Raw genomic sequence first — 23,769 nt, forward strand, 5'->3', positions numbered from 1 at the left:
CGGCGAAATCCCGCGGCATGGCCGAGAGGGCCGGCGCCGCTCGCCACCGTGGCGCCTCGCTGCTCCTCGCGCAACCCTACGCTCGCGCGCCCTCGAACTGCATGCGGTAGTACCGCGCGTAGGTGCCGCCGCGGGCGAGAAGCTCCTCGTGCGTACCGCGCTCAACAACGCGCCCGGCGTCAATCGTCGCAATCTCGTCGGCGTCCTTGATGGTCGAGAGGCGGTGCGCAATCACGATGGTCGTGCGCCCGCGCGAGAGCGACGCAAGCGACTCCTGCACAGCGTGCTCGGACTCGTTGTCCAGGGCCGATGTGGCCTCGTCCAGGATAAGAATCTTCGGGTCCTTGAGAAAGACGCGCGCGATGGCGATGCGCTGCTTCTGCCCGCCCGAGAGACGGGTGCCCCTCTCCCCCACCTGGGTCTCGTAGCCGTCGGGCAGCGTCTCGATGAATTCGGCGATGTTGGCCTTCTCGGCAGCCTGCTCTATCTGGGCCATGGTCGCGCGCGGGTTGCCGTAGGCGATGTTCTCGGCTATGGTCCCGTCAAAGAGGTAGACCTCCTGCTGGACGATGCCGATGGCCTCGCGCAAGCTTCGCTGGGTAACAGAGCGCACGTCCTGCCCGTCGATGGTGATGGAGCCAGAATCCACGTCGTAGAAGCGCGGGAGAAGCGCGCAGGTGGTGGACTTGCCGCCGCCGGAGGCGCCCACCAGGGCAATGGTCTCGCCGGGGCGAATGTCCAGGTTGAGGCCACGAATGACCTCGGGGTTCTCGCCCGCGCCCTCGCCGTCCCCGCTGTCGTACGCAAAGTGGACGTCGTGGTAGGAGATGGCACCCTTGGTCACCTTGAGCGCCGACGCGCCGGGGGCGTCCTCGATCTCGGGCTGGGAGTCGACCATCTCCTTGAAGCGTCGGAAGCCTGCAATGGCCTTCTGGAAGGTCTCGGTGAAGTTGAGGATGTTCTCGATGGGTGTGGTGAAGAGCGAGATGTACAGGGCGTAGGTGGCAAGGTCCGTGGCCTCCATCTGCCCCTGGGCGATGAGCCAGCCGCCCATCACCACGATGAGCGTGTAGAGGATGCCCATGAGCGCGGCAATGCCCGCCTGGTAGCGGCCCATGGCGCGATACATGCGCACCTTCGAGTCGAGGTATGCCTCGTTGCTCTCGCGGAACTTCTCGCGCTCAACGTCCTCGGCGGCAAAGCTCTTGACCACACGGACGCCGGCAAGGCTGTCCTCCAGACGCGAGTTCACGTTGGAGATGCGCACGCGGTTCTCGCGAAAGACGGCCTTCATCTGGAGGTTTGCCCGCAGGTTGTAGACGACGAGAATGGCGAGAACAACGCCCAGGCAGACGGTGAGTGGCACGTTGATAAACGACAGGATCGCAAACGAACCCACGACCTCGATGAAGCCGATGAGCAAGAACTCGGGGCCGTGGTGTGCCGCCTCGGAGATGTCGAAGAGGTCACTCACCAGGCGGCTCATGAGGTCCCCGGACTTGTTGCGGTCAAAGAACGAGAGGCTCATGCGCTCGTAGGCGTCGAAGAGGTCCTCGCGCATGCGGCTCTCCATGCGCGCGCCCATAACGTGGCCCCAGTAGGCCACAAAGTAGCGGCACCCAAAGCGCACGGCGTACATGACGACAAAGCCCACGAGAAGGTAGACGAGGGCGGACGTGATGGCATCCGAGCCCTGGCGGAAGAGGCCACCCGTGAGCGTGCGGAGGATCTGGGGGAAGGCAAGGTCGATGCCGGCGACGACGATGGCGCAGACGATGTCTGCGATGAAGAGGTGCATCTGACCTGCGTAGTAGCCGAGAAAACTAGCGAAGAGTCCGCGGCGGTGCTGCGCCGGGGACTTGGGTGAAACGGTACTCATGAGTGATCCCTACGTGTGACGCGAATGTTGTCCGCGCGACATCATAGCGGATGGGGACGGGGTGGGGCTGCGGGGTGGCGGGAGACGCACGCTGTCTCCGGAGAGCGCCGGATGTTGCAAATCTCGCCAAAACCGGCCTTCCGGAGACAAAATGTCGCCGAAGAGTGAGTTCTGGCGACATTCTTCGCCAAAAGTGCCCTTCCGGCAACACGTAACCCCATTCAATACGCTGCCGCAGCACGCTGAGATACACGAACCGGGGCCGGCGCAGTGCCGACCCCGCTCGCTGGGACGCGCTGGGATATAGGAGGAAGAATGACGCGTCCCTACAAGGAATGAGACAAAGGGACAGTCCCTTTGTCTCATAAGGGACCTGCTCGACCGCCGGGAGAGTGCGGTCGAGCAGGGAGGGTGGGGCTAGTCGGCCAGCTTGGTCAGCGGATCAACGCCGTACTTCTTCGTACGATCATCCGAAATCTGGCCAGAGTAGTTCAGACCAAAGGCAAAGTCGTAGGTGTTGCCGTCCACGTCGGTGTAGCACTCCATGTCACGAGAGATGTCCTCAAGCTGCTTCTCGACGTCAACCATATCCTTAGGCATCTGCATCGGGAGCAGGCCAGAGGGCTCATCAAGACCGGCGACAATACGGCAAGCCGCCTCTGTAGAGCCGGACATAGAGACGAGAATGGCGTCAACCTCTGACTCAAACTCGTGGACGCACATGGGCTGAGTGATGTCGAGAATCACGATGCAGGGCTTACCGGCCTCCTTGGCAAGTGCCGCCGCCTCAAGGATCTGGTCGAGCTGGTACTCGTTGGTGATATTGGAGGTCCTGCCATAGTAGCTGCGGTTCTCAATCTCGACGCCCTTCGCAGACTCATGCTCTGCCCACTTGGAGCCATCAGCAGGGTCACCGGCAATCGAGGTCTGGCGCACGTACTCGGAGTCCGCAGTATAGGGGCGATACTGGAGAGAGAGCGGCACATAGTTGCCGTCCTCGTCCTGAGAGGACCTGGGATCTGCGTTGCTCGGTGCCTTGGCGCAAACGAGGACATAATCGACGTCAGCGATGTCAGAAGCGGTAAGCCTCGTGAGGTCATCAAGCGTGGGAGTGGCGTTGCCGGTCTTCTCGTTAACGGGACCGGTGAGAGTATCGGCAAGCGTATCGGTAACAACGTCGAAGTACTTCTTGAGTGTTCCATCAGACAGCGGAAGCTCGCACGCCGACGGGGTCTCCGACCATCCGCCCATGAAACCGGCAGCGCGGTAAGACTTCGAGAATCGCATGGGGACGTAGACCTTGGGCTTTGCGCTCTCGGAACCAGCCTTGATAACGTTGCCGTGGTTCTTGAGCATAACGATGCCCTTGACCTGGTCGGAGAGAGCCTCTTCCTTAGTGGCGTCGTCGCCCTTGTCGACCTCGGAACGAGTAGCGTCAACGTCAATGTAGGGATCCTCAAAGATGCCGGTGTTGAAGTAGCTCAGAAGCAGACGCTTGGCGGAATTCTTAAAGTTCTCGTTTGCCTTATCCTCGCCAAGCTCTTCCTTCATGTCGTTATAAGCGGAGACAAGCAGCGTGGGGTCGTTGCAGCCGCCCATCTGGTCGACACCGACGGAGACAGACTTCGAGGCGCGCTTTGCGGGCGTCCAGACACTTGTGTCCTCAAGACCCCAGCAGGTAGCCATACCTGCGCCCGGATCGTTAAGCACCGCCCAGTCGGTGCACGCAGAGCCGGCAAAGCCAAAGCGATCGCGGAGAAGCTCGGTGACCTTGTACTTCGAGAAGCCAGAGCCAACCAGCTCGCCATACTCGTTGTCCTGGTCGAACGCGATGGTGTAGGAGGTCATGACAGATGACGCGGTGCCGGTCTTACCATCGAGTTTGAAGGCACCATCCACGAACGGAATCATGCATGCCTCAAAGTTCTTGCCGGGATAGATGGCGAACTTGCCGCCATCCTTGTGGCCCTCTCGGCCACCCTCGCCGGGGGCCTCCGCCGGCCAGTGCTTGACCATAGCGGCAACCGAGTCCTTGCCCCAGCCAACATCGTTTCCGTTGTCATCGGTCGTGGACTGCATGCCGTCGATGAAGGCCTTGCAGGTATCACGGGAAAGTGCGGGGTCTTCACCGAAGGTACCGGAGAAGCGCGTCCAGCGGGGGTCAGACGCGACGTCGGTCTGAGGGCCAAGGAACATGGAGATGCCCATCCTGCGAAGATCGTGAGCAATTCCAGCACCAGCGCGCTTGGCGACCTCGGGGTCAAACGTAGCGGCAAGGGCGAGGTTGCCGGGCCAATCGACGCAGTTCCTGCCGTTACGAGGATCTGAGGAGAAGTTGATGGGGATCTTGTTCTCCGATGCCTCTACGTATGCCTGCATGTTATTTGCCCAAGCAGCCTGCTTAAACGCAGGGTATGCAGAAGCAGCATTGAGAACGGCACGAACGTTTCCGTCGAGGAACTGCTTCTGCTCATCGGTCACCGAGCTATCGTCCTCAACCTTGCTCTGGTGCCCAGAGAAGCACATAAGACCAGCGATCTGCTCGATAGAGAGGCGCCCAGCAAGGTCCTCGGCGCGCTCCTCAGCGGAGAGGCGCCAGTCCTCGTAGGGAACCAGCTCGCCGGTGCCCTCGAAGTCCTTGAACGCGTATCCGTCCTTCTCGATGAGCTTGAGGCCGGAGTCTGGCGAGTAGGACAGCTGCTTGCCATCGCCGTTGTCAACGATGGTGTAACCGTAGTCGGTTGCCGTCTCGGTGTAGCCGTTGCCCTTCTTGTTCGCAGCGTTGTCCGTGCTCGTCGCGGTGCCACCGGTCGAGCACCCAGCAAGCCCCGCGAGCGCCGCCGCGGCAGCCGACCCAGCAAGGAAGTTCCTGCGCGTCAGGTTGTTTCCCATTCTTTCTCCTCTTGTCGTGCGGTCCCCCTCCCACAGGGGGCCGCAGCCTTCCCTCCGCACGGCCATGTGGCCGTGGCGATTCCCGCGTAGCGTTAGGACCTACGGGCACGGCGCTCCCAACGCCCGCCCACGTGGCCCATGAGACAAAGGGAAACTCCCTTTGTCTCCATGCTGTTAGCCGTAGAAGTCGAAGTTGATGGTGTCGAAGTCGGCGATGTCGAAGTCGGCGGCGTTGCCCTCGAGCGTGTTCTTGTCGACGACCTTGAGCGTGATGTCCTTGGACGAGAGGTGCAGCGTGATCTCGTCCTTCGTGCCCTCCCAGGTGCCCGTGTCGGTGAGGAGGTCGGCGTGTGCCTCGAGGGGCTTGACCTCGCAGGTGCCGTCATCGTTAAGGTTCACATCGAGCATCTGCTCACTGCCGCCGGCGGTGCCGTAGACGGTCTGGCCGGTGATCTCGACGGAGCCGCGCCACTGGCCGGCGTAGGCCTTGTTGGCGTCGAACTCGGAGCTGGAGCTGTCCTTTGACGAGCTGGAGGTCGTGCTCGTGCTGCTCGTGGTCGTGGAGGACGACGAGCTGGTAGACGAGGTCGACGAGCCACCGCAGGCTGCGAGCGGCATGCAGAGCGTTGCGGCAAGCAGACCCGCAACCAGTACCTGCTTCTTCATGCTAGGTTCCTTCCCCTCTGGCCGGGACCATCCCGGCCATCCCGCGCATCGGTATTCGGTGCGCCTTGCTCGAGAGTCATTACAAATCGATGACGCCTCGAATGAGGGGAACCGTACTAACCTGTCGAATTTCTGGCGTGTCCTGCATCCTGAAACGGCGGACGGAAGGGCCAAGCGGTGGCGAGAGAGGCGGCGAGCGGTATTTCTCGGCGCCTACGCCTTGCCGGGAGCGTCGTTTTTGGTGGGATCGGCGCCGTTCGCGGCAGCGTCCGCGCCGGCAGCACCTGCGGTGCCCTTCTCGCCCGTATCCACCGGCTTGGGTTGAAGCCCTGCCCGGTCGCGCGCCGTGGCCTCAATGCGCCAGGCCTCCCAACCGCGGGGGCTGGGGTGATAGAACGCACCGCGCTCGAGGCCCTGGGGCAGGTAGCGCTGCTCCACCCAGCCAGCGGGATAGTTGTGGGGGTAGAGGTAGGGACCGTACTCGTCGGAGCCGGGACGATGCCTGTCGCGCAGGTAGCTGGGCACCTCCCGGCGCGGCCCCTCGCGGACCTCCTTCAGCGCAGCGTCAATGCCCGCCTCGGCGGCATTGGACTTGGGCGCGAGCGCCATGTACTCCACGGCCTGCGCGAGGTTGATGCGACACTCCGGAAGGCCGATGACCTCGGTTGCCTTGAACGCCGCCTCAGCAACGAGAAGCGCCTGCGGATCTGCATTGCCAATGTCCTCCGAGGCCAGGATGAAGATGCGCCGCGCGATGAACTTGGGGTCCTCCCCCGCGTCGAGCATGCGCGCCAGCCAATAGAGCGCCGCGTCAGGGTCGCTTCCACGCATGGACTTGATGAAGGCAGAGATGATGTCGTAGTGCATGTCGCCGGACTTGTCGTAGGACAGACCGTGGCGTGGGTTGGCCTCAAGCACGTGGGCTCGCGTGATGCGCACGGGCTCCTCCGGCGTGGCCGTACCGGCCGGCGCGGCCATCTGGCTCGCCAGCTCAAGCGAGGTGAGAGACGCCCGACCGTCGCCGCCAGCAAGGGTGACGATCTCCTCGAGCGCGTCGTCATCGAGGGTGAAGGCGCCCTTGAGGCCATACTCCGAGGTGACTGCGCGGCGCACGATAGTGCGGATGGAGTCATCATCGAGCGGCTCAAGTTCCACCACGCGAGAGCGCGATAGCAGTGCGGAGTTCACCTCGAAGTAGGGGTTCTCGGTTGTAGCGCCCACCAGGACCACGGTGCGGTCCTCCACGGCGTGCAGCAGCGCGTCCTGCTGCGAGCGGTTGAAGCGGTGTATCTCGTCCACAAAGAGGATTGTGCGACGGCCAAGGGAGAGCAGGCGGCTCTCGGCGGCCTCAATCTCGCGCCGGAGGTCCTTCACGGTACCCGTGACGGCCGAGACCTCGACAAACTCCGCGTGCGTTGAGTTGGCGATAATGCGCGCCAGCGTGGTCTTTCCCGTACCAGCAGGGCCGTAGAGAATCACCGAGGAGAGCGTGTCGTGCTCGATTGCCGTGCGCAGCCAGCTGCCGGGACCAACGGCCTCGGTCTGGCCCACGTATTCCTCGAGGGTCTGCGGACGCATGCGCGCGGCGAGCGGGGCGTTCATCGTGCGCTTGTAGTGCTCTATGTTGGTGAAGAGGTTGTCCATGCAAGCGATTGTAGCCCAGGGGCGACAAAATTGATGGCTTGGCAAAACTGCGGCTTAATTGCAGTTAGACAAAAAGGTACAAGCCTTCTACCTGCGGTTTTTCTCGGCATCACCTCACAGAGACTGCAATTAAGCCGCACATTTCTCGAGACGGACTGTTCTCGGCTAGAGACGGGGTGTCCTCGGCACCAAAGCTACCCTCGCCAGGCTCTTCTCGACGCCCGGTCCTTCGCTCCAGATCCTTCGCTGCAGGTCATTCGCTCCTGGCCATTCTCGCTTGGCTCTTCTCGGCCGGCTCCTCGTTCCGGCGCGTTCGTTTTTTCTGTATTGGCAACCCAAACAGATCGAGGCACCTTTGGTCGGCTAAGGTATCCACCGGAAGGTCGCGCAGGGGAGGAAACATGACAATCGCAGCCACAAGGCCGCTCATCGGCATCACGTCTAGGCCCCGGGAGGACCCCGAGAACCCAAACTGGACCATGACGGATGACCACTACGCTGCTTCGGTGGCAGATGCGGGAGGCATCCCGGTGGCTCTCCCCTACACCATCCCCTTTGGCTTTGACGCAACCAGCCTGGTCCCCGACATCGTGCGTCGCCTTGACGGCATCCTCTTCACGGGCGGTGGCGACATTGCCGACTGCTCCTTTGGAGGCAACGCCTACGCACCGGAGAGCCACTCGCAGATCTCGCTCACCTGCGCTGCGCGCGACGCCTTCGAGTGGGCGCTCATGCGCGCATGCTGGGACGCCGACGTTCCGGTGCTTGGCATCTGCCGCGGCATGCAGGTCATGAACGTGACCCTTGGCGGCACACTTGTGCGCGACATCAACGACTACCCCACCAAGACCATCGTCCACAGAAGGCTCGACCAGCCAGACACCCCCGTCCACCACGTGCGCATTGCCGAGACGAGCCGCCTGGCAAAGATTCTGGGGTTCACCTCGGGCGAGGTGAACTCGCTCCACCACGAGGCAATCTGCAAGCAAGCGCCCGAGGGGCACGTTGTTGCGTGGGCCGAGGACGGCACGCCGGAGGGCTTGGAGTTTGCCGAGAAGACCTTCTTTTTGGGCGTGCAGTGGCATCCCGAGAAGCTGCGCACGCAGTCGCAGCTCTTCAGTGCCTTCGTCGATGCCGCGCGCGAGCACGGCGCGGCGGAGCGCGCAACACAGGCATCTTCACTGTAGTGAAGGTTTTTGCCTCTCCGCAAGCAATATCTTCACTGTAGTGAAGGCTTTAGCCCCGCAGCCGCCCACGCCTTACGGGCGTACGCCCTCGAAGTACCCGCGCCGTGGGAAGAGCTCGCGCGCCTTGGGGAAGAGCTCCGAGCACGTAGCCATGAAGTAGTCGTCCGTCATCGACGAGATGAAGTCCACCACCGCAAGGTCTGGGTCTGTCTCCCAGTCATACGTGCGGCCATAGGGCGCGAGGTGGCGCCCCAGCGGCTCGATGTGGTGGCGGAAGATGGCGGCGGCCTCGTCACCTGCGCGAAGAGCCTCGAGCTCGTGGTCGTAGAGCAGCGAGAAGAGCTCCGAGACGCCGCGAGAGAAGTCCCCGTTGACCTCCGAGGCGCCGTAGATCTTCTCGTAGTTCTCGCGCTTTGCTCGGCGCATCTCGGCAAAGCCCTCCTCGCTCATCTCAATGCGCGGCTTGCCCAAGCTGTTCTCGACCACGTCAGCGACGAAGGCCCCCAGTGCCCAGGCGTTGTATGCCCCGCCAAGGCCGTCATCGAAGCTCTTCTCAGTGCAAAGACCAGCGCGAATGGCGTCCTGGCGGTCCTTGCCCACGTAGGCGATGATGTCCGAGACGCGCACCACGCAGCCCTCAAGCGTCATAGGACGCAAGCGCGCAATAGCTGGGCCACCCTTCTCCCAGCACTCCTCCACCCCACGGTCAAACTCATCGAAGCCATCGAGGTTGCTTGTCTCAAAAACCTGCTGCTCGAACTCGCCGTTGTGGCAGATCACGCCATCCAGCGTCTGGAGTGCGAGGTTCCTGCCATAGGTGACGTCGAGCACGCGAACGCTCTGCACGTTGTGCGCAAAGAAGCGGCCGGTGCGGGCATGGTAGACGTCGTTTAGGAAGCGCTCGCCTGCGTGGCCAAAAGGCGTGTGGCCAATATCGTGGCCAAGCGCGATTGCCTCGATAAGGTCAAGGTTGAGGCCGAGGGCAGCGCCAATGTCTCTGGCCACGCGCGCGACGAGCTGCACATGCAGGCCGCGGCGGGCCAAGTCATCATCCGCACGAAACGAGAAGACCTGGGTCTTTCCGGCAAGTCGGTTGTACGCGGACATGTGCATAATCTTCTCGGAATCGCGCACAAAGGCCGGTCGCAAGACGCTCTCCTGGTCACGCTCGGTCTTGTCGCGGCGAAGTGCGGCTGCATTGGGCGTGGCAAATGGCGAGAGGACCCCGCTTGCGCGACGGTCTGCGATGGCCTGCTGCACCTGGGGAGAGAGCTGCCCCGTGAGGTGAGGCGCGAGCTTGTTGGTGACTTCCATGGCTGCCTCCTGCGAGTTGTTTATCGAGGCAGATTCTAGCAAGGCCGCGCGACAGTAATTAGAGCGGCGAGAAGGACGCCGGGCCGCATGGAGAACGCCATGCCGAACGGAGGTCGTAGGCCGGTTCTGGAAAACTGCGACTTAATAGCAGTTAGCCTCGTGCGTCGATGAGAGAAACCGCAGGTAAGGGGCAAGTGGCTTCTCGTTTGACGGCTATTAAGTCGCAGTTTTCCAGAGTCATAGGTGTCTCTCGCCGACACAACTGCATGAAAATGCTGCTCCGGCGCCAAATTGACGCCGGAGCAGCAACTTTGTACGTGATTCCTGCGATAACGTGCCTCGGGCGTCAAGCCGGCACCAGAGAGAGCGTCGTGAGACAAAGGGAAACTCCCTTTGTCTCATTCCACGACGAGGCAGCCCATGTTGAGGCGGTGCGTCCACTCGCCAATGACGTTGCCAATGCCACAGCGGGTGAAGACGCCGCCGAACTTCCCGTTGAAGAGGAAGAGCCCCTCCATGTTGCTCATCTCGGGGGCGTCGAGCGGGTCCTCGCCAGGCTTGAGAACGCCGCCGCGCAGGGTGGGCGTACGGTACTGAGGCGCATACGCCTGCACCACACCGCCGTTCTTTGCGCAGGTGGCAAGCGCGGTCTCCCACTCCTCCTGCGACTTGCAGTCAAGGCCGGCCACCACACCCACGGCGTTGTAGCCACCCGCAGGCTTCACGATCCAGCGGTCCTTCTCGGCATAGGGCGAGAGATCAGAATCGGCGGCGAGCAGCACCGTCTCCGGAACGTGTGCGTCGATGAAGGCGCGCTCCTCGGGAGTGAGTATGCCATCTACCGCATCCGAGCGCATAATCGCGAAGACGGTCTTTGTGGCGCACGGCCAGGTCCTGTAGCCGCCAATGACGCAGGCAAGGCCACGGCGCGCAGCCTCTGCCAGGGCGTCGGCTCCGGCGCAGGGCTTCTCGGCAATCTCGGACGTGACAGCACGGCGGTACACGCAGGAGACGGGGCCACCGGGCGCCATGAGGAGGTCGGTACCGGCCACGTGCTCGATATGCAGGTCGCGAATGTCGCAGAACTGAGCATAGATGCCCCTGTCGGAGAGACGCCAGAGGAAGTCCTCAAGCTCGTCCGTCGACGCACTCTCGGCGTAGTCGACAATACACAGCGACGGATGTTCAACGCTGCTGCCAAAACGGTCGGCATTTGCCCAGCTCACATACGTGTCGCGAATGGCGTCGATGGCCTCTCCCACGACATCGTACGTCGTGATGTTGGGGTGCTTCTCGGCAAACTTGCGGTAGGCCTGGGTTGCCTGGATGGCGCGGGTGACCTCGACGGTCGAGGTCATGCCGGCAGAGCCGTCTGTGTTGAGCTCACAGAACTGGTAGTCGCCCGTCTCCTCGTTGAAGAAGACATCCACACGCGCGATGGGAATCATCTGCTCGTAGCCGGTGGGTACAAGCGTGAGCTCCTCAAGCTCCGGAGAGAAGTGGAAGAGCTTACGGAACTCAGGATTGCGCAGGTACTCGGCAGTGATCTTGTCCATGATGCGACCCATGGTCTCGGCGGCATCGCGCAGGATCTTAATCTGCTCGCCGTCAAAGATCTTGGGCGTCATGGCCCAAGAAACGGGTCCGCCGTGGTAGAGCGCGTGGGTGGTGAGTAGGTAACGGTCCCCGGCCTCCCTGCTCTCAACGTCACCGGCAAGCTCGCGCGCCGCCGAGAGGAACTCTTCCTCAAGCTCGCGTCCATGAAGACTAGTCATATGGGTCACTTCCTGATCACCATGCCGCTACGTGACAATTCGGCGAACGTCACCAATCTGTCTGTAAGTTGCTGCCCGATTTTAGACGCTTGGAAACAGCATCATTGATTCTGCACACAGCATGACGAGCGAATCTTTATGACAGGAAGCTGAAATGGATAGCTATGGTGACACTTTGGCACCGGTAGATCACGCTATGGGCGGCTCATGAAGTGCATTCCCTTCTCCGGGTACACCGTGAGGCCAAGCTTCTCCTGAAGCGCAATGGAGGCCTGATTGTCGGGCCACACCTCTCCCCAGGGCACAAGACCGCGGTCGAGCTGCTCGTTGATCTTCGCGGACTCAAGCGCGGTTGCCCACCCACGCCGGCGCTGCTCGGGAAAGACCTCCAACATGCCAATAGCGCCTTCGGGGTGCTCGCCGATAAATGCGCAGAGACGCCCCGCCTCAAAGCCTCCCAGCACAAGCCCGCGTGCGAGAATGTCCTCCAGCTCGCCGGGCGCCAGGTACTCAGGGTGCGAGTAGTGCGAGGCAACAAGCTCGGCGTACGCTGGCGTGAGCGTGCGGATATCGAGCGTAGGGTCTACCTCAAGGCGGCCCTTCTTCTCGTAGACAACCATGTTGCAGGGGGCGTCCTCGGTTAGGCCAAGGTCGCGGCGCACGTCGTGCACGGGCGCGGAGCCAAGGACGCACACCAGGTCGCGCGAGGCAAAGACGTCGAGCGCCTCGCGCATGGCCTTCCGGGAGGTCCCCCAGACAAAAGTCCCGTGGCGCGGCACCTCAAGGAGGCACACGCCCTTCTCGGCGACAAGGACCTCACCAATCCCGCGGCGCGCGCACTCGAGGATGGGGAACGCCTCGTGCGGACCGTCCGAGAGAAGCCCTATCGCCCGTGCGCGGCGGGTCTCCGCGGGCTCAGCCAGCGCATCCATGATATAGGCCAGGCGCTCCGCGATGACGGCAGAGCCATCGGCGTTGGGGTGCTCGTAGCCGTCGGCCATGAGGACTGGGCTTGCCTGCAGGAGGCGCGAGCCCTCGACCAGATGCATGCCGGGGTTGGCCGCCACCGCGGTGCGGATAAGGTCGGGCACGGCGGCAAAGCAGCTGCCCCGGTGCGTGGGGTGCGTCTCGTCCAGATGCCAGAGGGGCGTAAGCGTCCAGGTAGACGCCTCGGGCCACGCCTCGGCAACCTCGAAGAGGCTCGTGCGAATGTCACGCGAGATGCGCATCTCCTGGCAGGGTTCGTAGCGGTAGTTCTCGCCGAGCTCCACCACCACGGCCGCGGGCGACGCCTCGTCTGCCAGGCCAACGGTAGAGCCCGGCAGGAAGACCTGGCCGCCGATGCCTTGGTTGAGCACGTCCATACCAAGCCGCGTGGCGAGAAGGGCCGGCCAGTTGTGCGCAGGGTCGCCGGCAACGAAGCCCTGGGCGATGGAGTCGCCAATCACCAGCAGCTGGTCGCGAGCGGGAACCGCCTCGATTACGTTGCCGTCGCCCACCACGTGACGCAGGTCGCAGCTTGTGAGGCAGGGCAGCCACACGCGCACGTGGTGATGGCGACCCATGCCGGGTAGGCGCTGGAGGTTGCTCTCGGGCGCCTCGTTGGGGTCGTCAAGCGCAAACTCCACGCGCGTCACACCGTCGCGGTTCTCCTCGGGAAGCACGCAGGGCAGATGGCGGCCGTCGACGTCGCACGAGAAGCCGTCGAGGGGGCCGTCTGGCGCAAAGGCGCACTCAGCGGCCTCGTCGAGCACCTCGCGCGAGCCGCGCGGAAACGGCTCCACGCGCGCCTCGAGCACGATGGCGGAGGAGTCCGTCTCAAACTCCACGGTGACGCCCGCCGTGCAGGCGGCCATTGCGCGATAGAGCCCCGGGTGCCAGGCCCGACAGCTCCCGATAGCCTTGAGCTGGCTCTTTGCAAAGCGCCAGGGGTGAGTCCATCCGCGGCCCAACGGCTCTGTCCACACGGCACCGTGGAGCAGACCCTCTGCGGGAACGCTCACGAGCAGGTCGGCCATGTCCTTCTCGTCCATGAGTTCACTGACGCTCATCGCACGTCGCCCCTCTGCGATTCAGCCACGTTGTGTGCGCTGCGATTGTTGTTTGCGGGCATCCATTGTGGCAGAAACGAGGACGGCGTGGGCGCTGAGCAATAACGCTTCAAGCGAGTTGCTAAAACGGGCCTTCCGGCGAGAAACTGACGCCGGAGAGGGGGTTTCGTACGCAATCGCTGCGATAACGGCTCTTCCGGCGCCCGGCGCTCGGCGCTATTCCCCGTCGGCCGCGCGCCGGAGCGATTCGTAGGCAACGACAAGGTCGTCGAGGCGCATCCGGGCGTTCGCCGGGCTCGTGGAGGGAAGCCCCGTGCATGGAACGCCGCACGCAGGCTCAATGAGCCGCTGGTAGAGCCTTGTGGCGGTGCCACCGGTACAGAACACGCGCACGATTGGAGCCGCCGATAGAATCCTGCCCACGTCATTGGGCACGGGATCGCGGATGGAGGCGTCGCTCGCCCCCGCGATGGTGCAGCTTGCAAGCACGTCCCATAAAGCCACATGGTGACGAAGGCACAGATCGCGACGGTCATCGTTGCTCGCGGGCACAGGCTCTCCCCAAAGTGCCGCCATCACGCGCCAGAAGCGGTTCTGCGGGTTGCCATAGTAGAAGCGCACCTCTCGCGACTTGGGGCTGGGCATGGTCCCTAGCACAAGCACGCGGCTCTTCCCATCAAATATAGGTTCAAGAGGATGAACGACGCGCTGGCCCGCAGGGGCGGACGTCTCTTTGCCTGCTCTACTCGCCATCGCGAACGGGCTCCGCGAACTCCTCGCCGTCATCCAGGCGTACCATCGTAATCTGGCCAAAGCCCGCGCCGCCCGCAGCACCGGAGTCGATGTCCCAGCGGTCCGCCACGTCACCTGTTGCGTCGCACGCGCCCACGCGCACCATCTGCGCAATGCCGTCACTGTTTCTCACCGGACGGTCGAACTCGTCCGTCATGGACGTAAGGTAGGGCGTGGGGGTGTGGCCAGCCACGACGATGGGACCCTCTCCCCTCTCGTTAAGCAACCCCGTAGGAACCGACCAGAACTCGTCGCGAATCCACAGCAGGTCGTCGGGGGTCTGCTCGCCGATAAGTGCATCAAGAGCGCAATCATTCCACGCGCCGTCTGCCGGCAGCGGTCCACCTGGGCGAATGCCGGCGTGAGCCATGATATAGGGACGACCCGCCACCTCAATGTGCGCAGAGAGCGGAAGGTTGCGCCCCCAGCCGATAAGCTCGCTCGCCTCATCATCCGAGGCACCCTCGAGCCCGGAGAGCGTTGCCATGCCACCGTTGATGGCCCAGTTGGCCTGGGAAACAACGTCGTCCTTGTGGTCGAGCGCGTCAAGCATGAGGTCCTCGTGGTTGCCCTTGAGCACGCGAACGTTGGGAAGCGAGCGCACCACGCGCATGACGCCAACGGGATCTGGCCCGCGGTCAATCATGTCTCCCAGGCAGAAAACAACGTCTTCTGCGCAAGGAGACACGCGCTCGAGCACGCGCTCGAGCGTCGCACGATGCCCGTGGACATCAGAAAAGACGTATGTCGACATGGCGGCACCCCCCGTCGTTGGCCATGGACACTAGCTTAGACCTGCGGCTGGTTTAACGCAAAACATACCGTGAGCGTAGCTTTTGGCGCTCTCGGCGAAGTTTCCACGGGCTAAGCGAGCCAATCTCAACAACGCGCGGGACGCGCGGAGCATCCCCGCTCGCTCGGTCAAGTTCGCGAAGGACCTCCTGCATTGTGGGCTCGAGACGCTCCTTCTTGAGCATGCACTCCCACACCACGATGACGGTCCAACCATCCTGTACCAGCAGCGCATTGTCACGAGAGTCGCGCTCCCTGTTGCGCTCGAACTTTGCCTTCCAGAACTCCACGTTGCTCTTTGGTAGCGGCAGGGCACAGTGGGGGCATCGGTGCCAGAAGCAGCCGTTCACAAATATGGCAACGCGCCTGCCGGGAAAGCAGATGTCGGGCTTGCCCGGCGCCTTCTTCCAGTGCAGGCGGTATCCGGTGTAGCCAGCCTCACGCAGCCGAGCCCGCACCAGCAGCTCGGGCTTGGTGTTCTTGCTCTTGTTCGCCTGCATCACATGGCGCGTTGCCTCGCTCGTCAAGACGCAGCGACACCCACCTGCGCGAGCGGGGCGTCAATGGGAGCAGGCGCCCCCTCAAAGTTGAGGTTGCCCGTAAGCGCGCACGCGGCATCGTCACCAAAGTCGCGCGAGAGCACGGCCGCGACCACGGCAGACGCACGGTCCAAGGCTCGCTCATACAGATCTTCGAACGAATCCCTGCTCACAACACCCGTTGCGAGGTTGGTCCATGCGCGGTGCTCGCTGTTATCAAACTCCGAGGAAGCAGACGCCCGCACGCGATGCGAAAGCGCGCCATAGGTGGAGTAGGGAGTGCCAGTTATAGCGCGCTCAAGGGCGGCGACCACGTTGCGGTGCGGCTCGCGCGTAGCGTACAGCAGGCGCATGATGGTGCGGTAGCAGCCCACCGAAACCGAGAAGGTGGTGGGGTCGATGGGCTTGTCGTACGTCCAGAGCGCCGCATAGAAATAAATCTTGTCGATAATGGCAAGCACCTCACGAGAAGCGCGCAGGGTATTTGCAAACGGACGGTACTCGGCAATGGTCTTGGCAGTCTTGCGATAGAGAACCGCCTCGTCCAGGTCGCGCTCCACCTCCATGTGAACCTTGCCGTCATACTCCGGTCCCAGCTCGGACACACCCGCATGCGTGAGGTCGTATGCCCAGGCGTTCACAAAGGGGTGGACCGTTGAGTCAAGCAGCCAATGGCACGAGAAGCCCGCCAGGTACGCTGAACCCACGTCCTTCTCGCGCTTGGGAAGGCGGTCGACGGCCTCACGCATGGCGGAGAGAAGCCGCGCGGGGCGCTCGTCGTGCATGAGGTTTCCCACCTTTGCCCACTTGGCCATGAGGGGGTAAATGGTGATGTAGAAGAGCGGGTCTGGACCTTGGCTTCCCAGCAGGAAGGCGTCGCGCTCGTCGAGGGTCGCCAGAGGCAGCTCTGCCTTTGCGCGATCGGCAACATCGCGAGCAAAGAAGTCGTGCGTGAGAATGTCTGGCATCGTGACCCCTTTCCGGTTCAGGCGGGCGCGTGGTCGCGCAAGACGGACGCAAAGCACACCCGTTCCGCCATTATGCCCCATCCAGAGGACGCCAGACGGGCGGCGCGGTAACAGATAGCGTCACGTGTGCAACAGGGTTGTACGCCCGCGGCACCCACGCATCCGCATGGCGCCACGTGCGTGCCGTACCGCACAAGCCATTACATAATCCTGACATAAGCCGTGAGTTTCGCCGACTTTCAAACGATAACGTTTTGAAGTGTATGAGCGTAAGACGCGAAGCCAAACAGAGAGGAACACGATGTCTTTCAAGATGACAAAGGCCGAGAGAAGCTGGGTCATGTACGACGTGGGCAATTCTGCGTTGGTGCTTCTCGCCACAAGCGTCATTCCCATCTACTTCAAGTCGCTGGCAGACGGCCCCGCCCTTGTGGCCTGGAGCTACGCGGAGACCGTGGCCTCGCTGGTCATCGCCCTGCTCATGCCAATCCTGGGTTCCGTTGCCGACCAGCAGGGCATGAAGAAGAAGTTCATCATTGGGTCTGTGGGAACGGGCGCCGTGGCATGCGTTGCGATGGGCTTCCCCACCAGCGCAATGGCGTTTCTCGTGATCTACGTGATCTCCTCTGTGGCACTCAACACGTCGTTCGTGTTCTACGACGCGCTGCTCGTTGATGCCACAACGGACGACCGTATGGACGAAGTCTCGAGCCAGGGCTATGCGTGGGGCTACATTGGCAGTTGCGTGCCGTTTCTCGCCTGCCTGGCGTTTGTGCTGGTGAGGCCCTTTGGCATGAGCCTGCAGACGGCCATGCAAATCTCCTTTGTGATCACGGCTGCCTGGTGGGTGGCGTTTACGGTGCCCATGCTCAAGAACGTCGAGCAGACCCACTACAAGCCGCGCGAGGAGCACGCGCTGGTCAACGCTGTGCGCGGCATTGGCGCTACAGCAAAGCGCATCTGGCGCGATCCGTCCATTAGGAATTACATCATTGCGTACTTCTTCTACATCGACGGCGTGCACACCATCATCAAGCTTTCCACCTCGTACGGTGCCGACCTTGGCATCGATGGCACGCAGCTTGTGCTGGCGCTGCTCGTCACGCAGTTTGTGGCTTTTCCCTCGGCCATTGCGTATGGCCGTCTAGGACACAAGTTTGGTACGCGCAAGATGATCCTGGTGGGCATTGCCGGCTACACCTTCATCACGCTGTTTGCTGCGTTCTTCCTGCGTACGGCGGTCGAGTTCTGGATCCTCGCCATCATGGTCGGCCTCTTCCAGGGCGGCCTGCAGGCGCTTTCGAGGTCCGAGTTTGGCAAGCTCTGCCCCAAGGACCACGCCAACGAGTACTTTGGGTTCTTTGACATCTTTGGCAAGTACGCGGCAATTCTCGGCACCTTTATCGTGGGTACGATGACGGCCGCCACTGGCAACAGCTCGCTGGGTGTGCTCTCCATTGTGGTGCTGTTCATCATCGGCTTTGTGGTGATGCTGCGCGTCCCCGAGCGCACGGCGGCGACGGAGGGGTAGCGCTTCTCCGCACACGGCGCACGGGGCTGGTACGCGGCGCGACGTCGCGGCGCAGAGAAGCAAGCGCGACCGTACCAGCACCCCTACGCCAGCAGCGCCGCGAGCTTGTCGACAACCTCGTCAACCTGCTCCTCGGAGATAACCAGCGGAGGCAGGAAGCGCAGGATCGAGTCGCCAATGTGGTTGAGGACGAGACCCACCTCAAGGCCCTTGTCGACCAGCTCCGTCGCCACCGGCACGTCCAGCTGCGCGCCGAGCATGAGACCATGCCCACGCACCTCTGTCACGTGCGGCAACGCCTCAAGCCGTTGGCGCAGGTGCGCTCCACAGGCAATGACGTGCTCCCCCATCTTCTGCGAGACCAGCGCCTCAACGGTGGCGCGCCCCGCGGCGGCAGCCAGCGCGTTCCCGCCAAAGGTAGAGCCGTGGTCGCCCGGCCCCATGAGGTCGGCCACCTCTACCTTCGCCGCAACGGCACCCATGGGGAAACCGTCCGCGATGCCCTTGGCAAGGCTCACCACGTCTGGCTCGATGCCGGCCAACTGGTACGCAAACGGCGCACCACAGCGAAAGAACCCGGTCTGGACCTCGTCAATCACGAGAAGCACGCCGCGCTTCTTGCACTCGGCAGCAACAAACCGCAGGTAATCGAAGTTAGCCGGCCACACGCCGCCCTCGCCTTGCACGCACTCGAGCATGACGGCGCACACGGGTCCGCAGCTCGCCGGCGGGTTGTCCAGCGCCGCCACCAGCGCGTCCGCATCGTTCAGCGGCACCGCGGCAAAGCCGGCTGGCATGGGGAGAAACGCCTTGTGAAACACGTCCTGGCCGGTTGCGGCCAGCGTTGCCAGCGTGCGGCCGTGGAAGCTCTTCTGTGCCGTGAGGATACCAGTCGCGCCGCCAAGCTTCTTCTCGCCCCAGCGCCTTGCCACCTTGATGGCACCCTCGTTTGCCTCGGCACCGGAGTTGGCAAAGAACGTCTTCCACGTGGAGCCTGTGGAGCCAACCACGTGGCCCTCCTCGTCGCATACAGACGAGAGGAGTCCGGAGAGGTCGCGCGCAAGCTCGCCGCGGTTCTCGACGAAGTAGTAGTTGCCCACCTGCCAGACCTTTTCGGCCTGCTCCCTAAGGGCGGCCGCCACCACGGGGTTGCAGTGGCCCATGCTCACCGAGCCAATGCCGCCCAGGCAGTCGATATAAGTCTTGCCGGTGGAGTCGGTGAGCGTGGCGCCCTCGCCCGAAACGAACTCAACGGGGAGACGCGCATAGGTGTGCATCACGTAGGCATCGTCAAGGGCCTTGGCGCTCTCGTAGCTGGTGTCTGCCATGTTGTTCTCCTTGTTCTGAATGAGACAAAGGGAAACTCCCTCTGTCTCCCTTTTCTCACTATTCCTGCGTGAAGAGGGTGCCCACGCCTGCGTCGGTGAAGATCTCGAGCAGCAGCGAGTGGGGAGACTTTCCGTTGAGGATGACCACCTCGGAGACGCCCCGGTCCATGGCCTCCACAATCGAGCGGACCTTGGGCACCATGCCTCCCGCAAGCTCGCCGGATGCGAGGATGTCCTTGGTCTCGGCCTTGGTGAGCGAGCGGATGAGGCTTCCCTTGTCGTTAACGTCGGCAAAGAGACCATCGACGTCCGTGAGGTAGATGAGCTTGTCGGCGTGGAGCGCCTCGGCAACCGCACTTGCCGCCTCGTCCGCATTCACGTTGAAGAAGCCGTCTGGCCCGCAGGCCACGGAGGCGATCACAGGGATGTAGTCGTCGTCGAGGATTGTCTCGATAAGCTCGGGGCTCACCTCGCGGATGTGCCCCACGCGACCAAGCTCTGGCGAGACGGGCACCGCCTTGAGCGTCTTGCCGTCCGCGCCCGAGATGCCCACCGCGTTGTGGCCGTACTCATTCAAGGCCCAGACCAGCTGCTGGTTGACCTTGCCGATAAGGACCTCCTGCACGGCCTCCATGGTGTCGTCGTCGGTGACGCGCAGGCCATTCTTAAACTGCACGGGCATGTTGAGGCGTGTGAGCATGGCGCTTATCGCCTTGCCGCCTCCGTGCACGAGCACCACGCGCATGCCCATGAGCTTGAGGAGCTCGATGTCTCCCAGCACCTGCACCATGAGCTTGGGGTCCTCCATGGCAGACCCGCCATACTTCACCACGACGGTCTTTCCGCGCATCTTGTTGATCCACGGGAGCGCCTCGGTGAGAACCTCCGCCTTCTTCTGGGCAAGCTCCAGCTCGCCCTCCTCGCGACCTTGCATGCGTACCTCCTGTGTTTGGTTGTCTGGTCGTGGGGCCGCCTCGCGTGCGGCCGGGCGCTGGGCGCCTAGGTGCGATACTCTCCGTTGATCTTGACGTAGTCGTGCGTGAGGTCGCAGGTCCACACCCGCGAGTGGGCCTCCCTCGCACCAAGCGAGATGGCAATGTGAATCTCGGGCCGCTCAAATCGTCGCAGCATGTCGTCCTCGTCCATGGGTACGGCAAGGCCCGCACGCAGCACGGGCACGTCCATGAAGTCGATGTCCACGTTCTCTTGCGAGAAGGGCACCCCGCACTTTCCGGCAGCCGCCGCAACGCGGCCCCAGTTGGCGTCATGACCAAAGATGGCGGTCTTGACCAGCGGTGAGTTGGCGATGGCAAAGGCTACCTTGTCGGCGTCCTCCTGCGTGGCGGCGCCCAGGACATCCACCGTCACGAGCTTGGTAGACCCCTCGCCGTCTGCGGCAATCTGGCGCGCAAGGTTGGTGCAGACGCCCTTGATGGCCGCGGCTACGGCCGGGAAGGCGAGCGATGACTCGTCGATGGGCTCTCCCCCGGCAGCGCCCGTGGCAAAGAGGATGCACGTGTCGTTGGTGGAGGTGTCGGAGTCCACCGTCACCTTGTTGAAGGTATTGTGCACAGCCGAGAGAAGCGCCGCATGCGCTGCCTCCGGCGTCAACGGCGCGTCGGTCGAGAGCACGCAGAGCATGGTCGCCATGTTCGGCTGAATCATGCCGGAGCCCTTCGCAAAGCCTCCCACGTGCACGGTGACGGAACTGCCGTCCGCCTGAGGCGCAGGGCCCGCGAAGGCAGCCTCCTTGGAGTGAGTGTCCGTGGTCATAACGGCGCAAGCAGCGTCATGGGCGGCCGCGGGAGTTGCCGCAAGCGCGTCCACAATCGCGGGCACGCCAGTCACGTACGGCTCAAAGGGAAGTTGCACGCCGATGACTCCCGTCGACGCAACCAGCACATCCTGCTCGTCGCAGTTAAGCGCGTGGGCGACAAGGGCGCAGGCCTTCTCGGCACACCGCAGGCCGGGCTCTCCCGTAGCGGCGTTGGCGTTGCCGGAGTTGAGCACCACGACACGCGCGTGCCCAGAGGCGGCGCGCGCACGGCTCACCTGCACCGGCGCGGCGCAGAAGCGGTTCTGGGTGAACGTCGCCGCGCAGACGCTTGTCTTGTCGGCTACGACAAGCGCCATGTCCTTGCGCTCGGGATTCCGACGAAATCCTGCAGATATGCCGGCCGCACGCATGCCTACGGCGGCACAGACGCCACCCTTGCAGGGGGCAAATCCAAACGACTGAGGTGCGTCATCCTGTGTGGGGATGGCAAGGGGCTTGTAGTTGGCCATGGTAGGTCCTTCTGGACGGGGACGCGCCGCATGCGCGCCCAAAGCGGACGGTGCGGGTAGTCCTTGCGCCAGTCGACGGACTCGGCTATGAGCTTAGATGAGCGGTGCGGTGGCTCCTATGCCCTGGGTCTCCGGGAGGCCGAGCACCAGGTTTGCGCATTGCATCGCCTGGGCGGCAGCCCCCTTGCCGAGGTTGTCGATCGCGCAGGACGCGATGATGACCCTACGTCGTCGGTCATCAAGGGCAACGCCAACCTGGGCGCGGGCGGTTGCCGCAACCGAGGAGGTCTGCGGCATGTGGCCAGCAGGGAGCGTTGAGACAAGCGCCTCGTTGGCATAGCGACGCTCGTAGGCGTCCTGCACATCGTTTGCGGTGACGCCATCGGCTGCCGTCATGTACACCGTGGCGAGAAGCCCGCGGGTGAGCGGCGCCAGGTGCGGCGTGAAGACCACGTTCATCTCACGGCCGGCAACCTGGGTGAGCGTCTGCTCTATCTCGGGCGTGTGGCGGTGGTGCGCCACACCGTAGGCCTCAACGGACTCGTTTGCATGGCAGAAGTGCGTGCGCGCGTTGGGCGTGCGGCCCGCACCGGAGACGCCGGAGATGGCGTCGGAGATCACGAGGTCTCCCGTGGCAAGCCCGGCCTCGAGCGCCGGAATTGCGGCAAGCGCCGTTGCCGTGGGGTAGCAGCCCGGCACGGCGACAAGAACCGCCTCGCCCTTCTCGTGGCGCTCCCCCAGCGCGAGAAGACCTGCGCGGTTAAGCTCGGGAAGGCCATAGACCGTCTGGCCGAGAAGCTCGGGGCTTGTGTGCGGCGTGCCGTACCACTGCTCGTAGACGGCCGCATCATGCAGGCGGTAGTCCGCCGAAAGGTCGATGACGGTAACGCCTAGCGCCAAGAGCTGAGGCGTGATGGCAAGCGACGCCGTGTGGGGCACGGCGAGAAAGGCAACGTCTGCATTCTGGGCGATGGCTTCTGGCTCGGGGAGCGAGAGCACGAGGTCACAGGCGCCCTCGAAGGCGGGGTACACGTCAGCGAGTCTAGTACCTGCAGCCTTGCGATCTGTAGCCATCGTAAGCTCCAGGTCGGGATGCCCCAGGACGATGCGGCAGACCTCGACCCCAGCGAACCCAGTTGCCCCCACGACGCAGGCCCTTATCTGCTCCATTCCCTCAATCACCTCAGAACAATGCATAAACAGCATAGCGTATGCAAGATTGCTTTTGTTTATTGGGTGCAGGATAGCACAGGGACTAGTGACTGTGCCATACGCGACAATCTGTTCTTCTCCCTGACACAATTGTCGACAAATAGCCGAGCGGGCGATCATAGAAAAGGCGCGGTCCCCATCTACAGGAACCGCGCCGCCTCAAGTGTGAAACCGTATCCTAGGCAAGCGGAATGTTGCCGTACCACCCCCATCGAGGAGTATCGAGCTTGCTGTAAAAGGCGAGCCAGTCCGTAAGCGACATCTCCCTAATGTATCCCTCGTCATCATGCAGCTTGCCATCGCCAATGTATACAGCTACATGCCCGTAGATTCTTCCAAGGGGAGTTGGAGACTTCTCCACTGCGACAATCATGCCAGGCTGCAGGTCAGAGAGCTTCGTATACGTGCAGAACTCGCGGCATAGGTCATTTGCATTCTTATCCTGACCATAGCGATAGAAGCCAACGTTGACAAACACGTTGTCAACCCATTCCGAGCAGTAGCCAGAGCCGACAGACGGAGTGTTGTATGCCGAGGCGATGACCCTCTTCTGCGCATCGCTCAGCAGGGAGAGACTGCCAGATGCATACGCACTCGTCTTCCCGTTGGGATACTTCACGTCGAGATAAATGCGATAGCGCGAGGCGAGACTACCAAAGTCCGATCGACGGAAAGTGCATGAGGAGGCAGCTGACCAGTCGCTGAGCGTGCCGGAGGCGGAGCCGTCCGAGGCCTCCCAGCGGAAGCGGTACTCCATCTGAGCATCGGAAGGAACCTCAAAGAGATTTGCAGACGCCTTCCAAGTCATCCCTCCATCCGAAGACGAGACGTCAATTCCCGTCACGCCCCAGGCCACGACCCGCGTGGAGGCGGTGCGCCTCTCGCCGCGCGCGGAGACGGCGTCCACGTAGAG

17 protein-coding genes and 1 pseudogene are annotated in these 23,769 nt (G+C 62.9%); 2 read left to right on the forward strand and 16 right to left on the reverse strand.

The features are described from left to right. Positions 1–76: 76 nt before the first annotated feature. From AUL39_RS09855 to AUL39_RS09870, 4 genes are all read right to left on the reverse strand, one after another. Complete coding sequence (locus tag AUL39_RS09855) at positions 77–1,879, reverse strand: ABC transporter ATP-binding protein (protein WP_059055770.1); 1,803 nt, start codon at positions 1,877–1,879, stop codon at positions 77–79. A gap of 417 nt (positions 1,880–2,296) precedes the next feature. Further along, positions 2,297–4,771 carry a glycoside hydrolase family 3 N-terminal domain-containing protein gene (locus AUL39_RS09860; RefSeq protein WP_059055773.1) on the reverse strand — a complete coding sequence of 825 codons (2,475 nt, stop codon included), beginning with the start codon at positions 4,769–4,771 and terminating at the stop codon, positions 2,297–2,299. 174 nt (positions 4,772–4,945) lie between these two features. Beyond that, positions 4,946–5,437 carry a hypothetical protein gene (locus AUL39_RS11375; RefSeq protein WP_059055775.1) on the reverse strand — a complete coding sequence of 164 codons (492 nt, stop codon included), beginning with the start codon at positions 5,435–5,437 and terminating at the stop codon, positions 4,946–4,948. A 213-nt stretch (positions 5,438–5,650) separates the two neighbouring features. Continuing rightward, positions 5,651–7,081, reverse strand: a complete 1,431-nt coding sequence (locus AUL39_RS09870) for a replication-associated recombination protein A (RefSeq protein ID WP_082667371.1) — start codon at positions 7,079–7,081, stop codon at positions 5,651–5,653. 401 nt (positions 7,082–7,482) lie between these two features. Here AUL39_RS09870 and AUL39_RS09875 point away from each other — a divergent pair, with 401 nt between their 5' ends. Continuing rightward, a complete protein-coding gene (locus AUL39_RS09875) occupies positions 7,483–8,268 on the forward strand; it encodes a gamma-glutamyl-gamma-aminobutyrate hydrolase family protein (protein WP_059055777.1) in 786 nt (261 codons plus the stop codon). Between the two features lie 72 nt (positions 8,269–8,340). Here the strand turns inward: AUL39_RS09875 and AUL39_RS09880 are convergent, their stop codons facing one another. From AUL39_RS09880 to AUL39_RS09910, 7 genes are all read right to left on the reverse strand, one after another. Next, the gene (locus AUL39_RS09880; RefSeq protein ID WP_059055780.1) at positions 8,341–9,582 is read right to left on the reverse strand and encodes a deoxyguanosinetriphosphate triphosphohydrolase family protein; all 1,242 of its coding nucleotides are present in this window, start codon (positions 9,580–9,582) and stop codon (positions 8,341–8,343) included. A gap of 398 nt (positions 9,583–9,980) precedes the next feature. Beyond that, positions 9,981–11,357 carry a hypothetical protein gene (locus AUL39_RS09885; RefSeq protein ID WP_059055782.1) on the reverse strand — a complete coding sequence of 459 codons (1,377 nt, stop codon included), beginning with the start codon at positions 11,355–11,357 and terminating at the stop codon, positions 9,981–9,983. 194 nt (positions 11,358–11,551) lie between these two features. Further along, positions 11,552–13,408 carry a GNAT family N-acetyltransferase gene (locus AUL39_RS09890; RefSeq protein WP_059055784.1) on the reverse strand — a complete coding sequence of 619 codons (1,857 nt, stop codon included), beginning with the start codon at positions 13,406–13,408 and terminating at the stop codon, positions 11,552–11,554. A 216-nt stretch (positions 13,409–13,624) separates the two neighbouring features. Continuing rightward, complete coding sequence (locus AUL39_RS09895; protein ID WP_059055786.1) at positions 13,625–14,161, reverse strand: DNA-deoxyinosine glycosylase; 537 nt, start codon at positions 14,159–14,161, stop codon at positions 13,625–13,627. Continuing rightward, complete coding sequence (locus tag AUL39_RS09900) at positions 14,151–14,954, reverse strand: metallophosphoesterase family protein (RefSeq protein ID WP_059055788.1); 804 nt, start codon at positions 14,952–14,954, stop codon at positions 14,151–14,153. The genes AUL39_RS09895 and AUL39_RS09900 overlap by 11 nt, the downstream gene beginning before the upstream one ends. Positions 14,955–15,006: 52 nt before the next feature. Further along, on the reverse strand, positions 15,007–15,519 hold the full coding sequence (locus AUL39_RS09905; protein WP_059055790.1) for a very short patch repair endonuclease: 513 nt from the start codon (positions 15,517–15,519) through the stop codon (positions 15,007–15,009). Further along, complete coding sequence (locus AUL39_RS09910) at positions 15,516–16,499, reverse strand: zinc dependent phospholipase C family protein (protein ID WP_059055792.1); 984 nt, start codon at positions 16,497–16,499, stop codon at positions 15,516–15,518. The genes AUL39_RS09905 and AUL39_RS09910 overlap by 4 nt, the downstream gene beginning before the upstream one ends. 313 nt (positions 16,500–16,812) lie before the next feature. Here AUL39_RS09910 and AUL39_RS09915 point away from each other — a divergent pair, with 313 nt between their 5' ends. Next, positions 16,813–18,030: an MFS transporter gene (locus tag AUL39_RS09915; RefSeq protein ID WP_235810835.1), complete on the forward strand. Its 1,218-nt coding sequence runs from the start codon at positions 16,813–16,815 to the stop codon at positions 18,028–18,030. 83 nt (positions 18,031–18,113) lie between these two features. On the opposite strand, the gene AUL39_RS09920 is transcribed toward AUL39_RS09915, so the two are convergent. From AUL39_RS09920 to AUL39_RS11265, 5 genes and pseudogenes are all read right to left on the reverse strand, one after another. Then, positions 18,114–19,358: an aminotransferase class III-fold pyridoxal phosphate-dependent enzyme gene (locus AUL39_RS09920; RefSeq protein WP_059055796.1), complete on the reverse strand. Its 1,245-nt coding sequence runs from the start codon at positions 19,356–19,358 to the stop codon at positions 18,114–18,116. Positions 19,359–19,416: 58 nt separating this feature from the next. Next, positions 19,417–20,292 carry an acetylglutamate kinase gene (argB, locus tag AUL39_RS09925; protein WP_059055797.1) on the reverse strand — a complete coding sequence of 292 codons (876 nt, stop codon included), beginning with the start codon at positions 20,290–20,292 and terminating at the stop codon, positions 19,417–19,419. A gap of 65 nt (positions 20,293–20,357) precedes the next feature. Further along, positions 20,358–21,644, reverse strand: a complete 1,287-nt coding sequence (gene argJ, locus AUL39_RS09930; protein ID WP_082667372.1) for a bifunctional glutamate N-acetyltransferase/amino-acid acetyltransferase ArgJ — start codon at positions 21,642–21,644, stop codon at positions 20,358–20,360. 93 nt (positions 21,645–21,737) lie between these two features. Further along, positions 21,738–22,826, reverse strand: coding sequence for an N-acetyl-gamma-glutamyl-phosphate reductase (gene argC, locus AUL39_RS09935; RefSeq protein WP_235810836.1), 1,089 nt, complete (start codon positions 22,824–22,826; stop codon positions 21,738–21,740). Positions 22,827–23,034: 208 nt separating this feature from the next. Beyond that, positions 23,035–23,769: pseudogene (locus AUL39_RS11265) on the reverse strand (hypothetical protein); the annotation flags it as partial.

Origin of the sequence: Tractidigestivibacter scatoligenes (assembly GCF_001494635.1) — a bacterium.
GTDB classification, from domain to species: Bacteria; Actinomycetota; Coriobacteriia; order Coriobacteriales; family Atopobiaceae; genus Tractidigestivibacter; species Tractidigestivibacter scatoligenes.

What these genes read in the sequence shown, in the direction of transcription:
- AUL39_RS09855 (WP_059055770.1), bottom strand. Translation starts at nt 1,879, where the DNA reads ATGAGTACCGTTTCACCCAAGTCCCCGGCGCAGCACCGCCGCGGACTC.
- AUL39_RS09860 (WP_059055773.1), bottom strand. Translation starts at nt 4,771, where the DNA reads ATGGGAAACAACCTGACGCGCAGGAACTTCCTTGCTGGGTCGGCTGCC.
- AUL39_RS11375 (WP_059055775.1), bottom strand. Translation starts at nt 5,437, where the DNA reads ATGAAGAAGCAGGTACTGGTTGCGGGTCTGCTTGCCGCAACGCTCTGC.
- AUL39_RS09870 (WP_082667371.1), bottom strand. Translation starts at nt 7,081, where the DNA reads ATGGACAACCTCTTCACCAACATAGAGCACTACAAGCGCACGATGAAC.
- AUL39_RS09875 (WP_059055777.1), top strand. Translation starts at nt 7,483, where the DNA reads ATGACAATCGCAGCCACAAGGCCGCTCATCGGCATCACGTCTAGGCCC.
- AUL39_RS09880 (WP_059055780.1), bottom strand. Translation starts at nt 9,582, where the DNA reads ATGGAAGTCACCAACAAGCTCGCGCCTCACCTCACGGGGCAGCTCTCT.
- AUL39_RS09885 (WP_059055782.1), bottom strand. Translation starts at nt 11,357, where the DNA reads ATGACTAGTCTTCATGGACGCGAGCTTGAGGAAGAGTTCCTCTCGGCG.
- AUL39_RS09890 (WP_059055784.1), bottom strand. Translation starts at nt 13,408, where the DNA reads ATGAGCGTCAGTGAACTCATGGACGAGAAGGACATGGCCGACCTGCTC.
- AUL39_RS09895 (WP_059055786.1), bottom strand. Translation starts at nt 14,161, where the DNA reads ATGGCGAGTAGAGCAGGCAAAGAGACGTCCGCCCCTGCGGGCCAGCGC.
- AUL39_RS09900 (WP_059055788.1), bottom strand. Translation starts at nt 14,954, where the DNA reads ATGTCGACATACGTCTTTTCTGATGTCCACGGGCATCGTGCGACGCTC.
- AUL39_RS09910 (WP_059055792.1), bottom strand. Translation starts at nt 16,499, where the DNA reads ATGCCAGACATTCTCACGCACGACTTCTTTGCTCGCGATGTTGCCGAT.
- AUL39_RS09915 (WP_235810835.1), top strand. Translation starts at nt 16,813, where the DNA reads ATGACAAAGGCCGAGAGAAGCTGGGTCATGTACGACGTGGGCAATTCT.
- AUL39_RS09920 (WP_059055796.1), bottom strand. Translation starts at nt 19,358, where the DNA reads ATGGCAGACACCAGCTACGAGAGCGCCAAGGCCCTTGACGATGCCTAC.
- argB (WP_059055797.1), bottom strand. Translation starts at nt 20,292, where the DNA reads ATGCAAGGTCGCGAGGAGGGCGAGCTGGAGCTTGCCCAGAAGAAGGCG.
- argJ (WP_082667372.1), bottom strand. Translation starts at nt 21,644, where the DNA reads ATGGCCAACTACAAGCCCCTTGCCATCCCCACACAGGATGACGCACCT.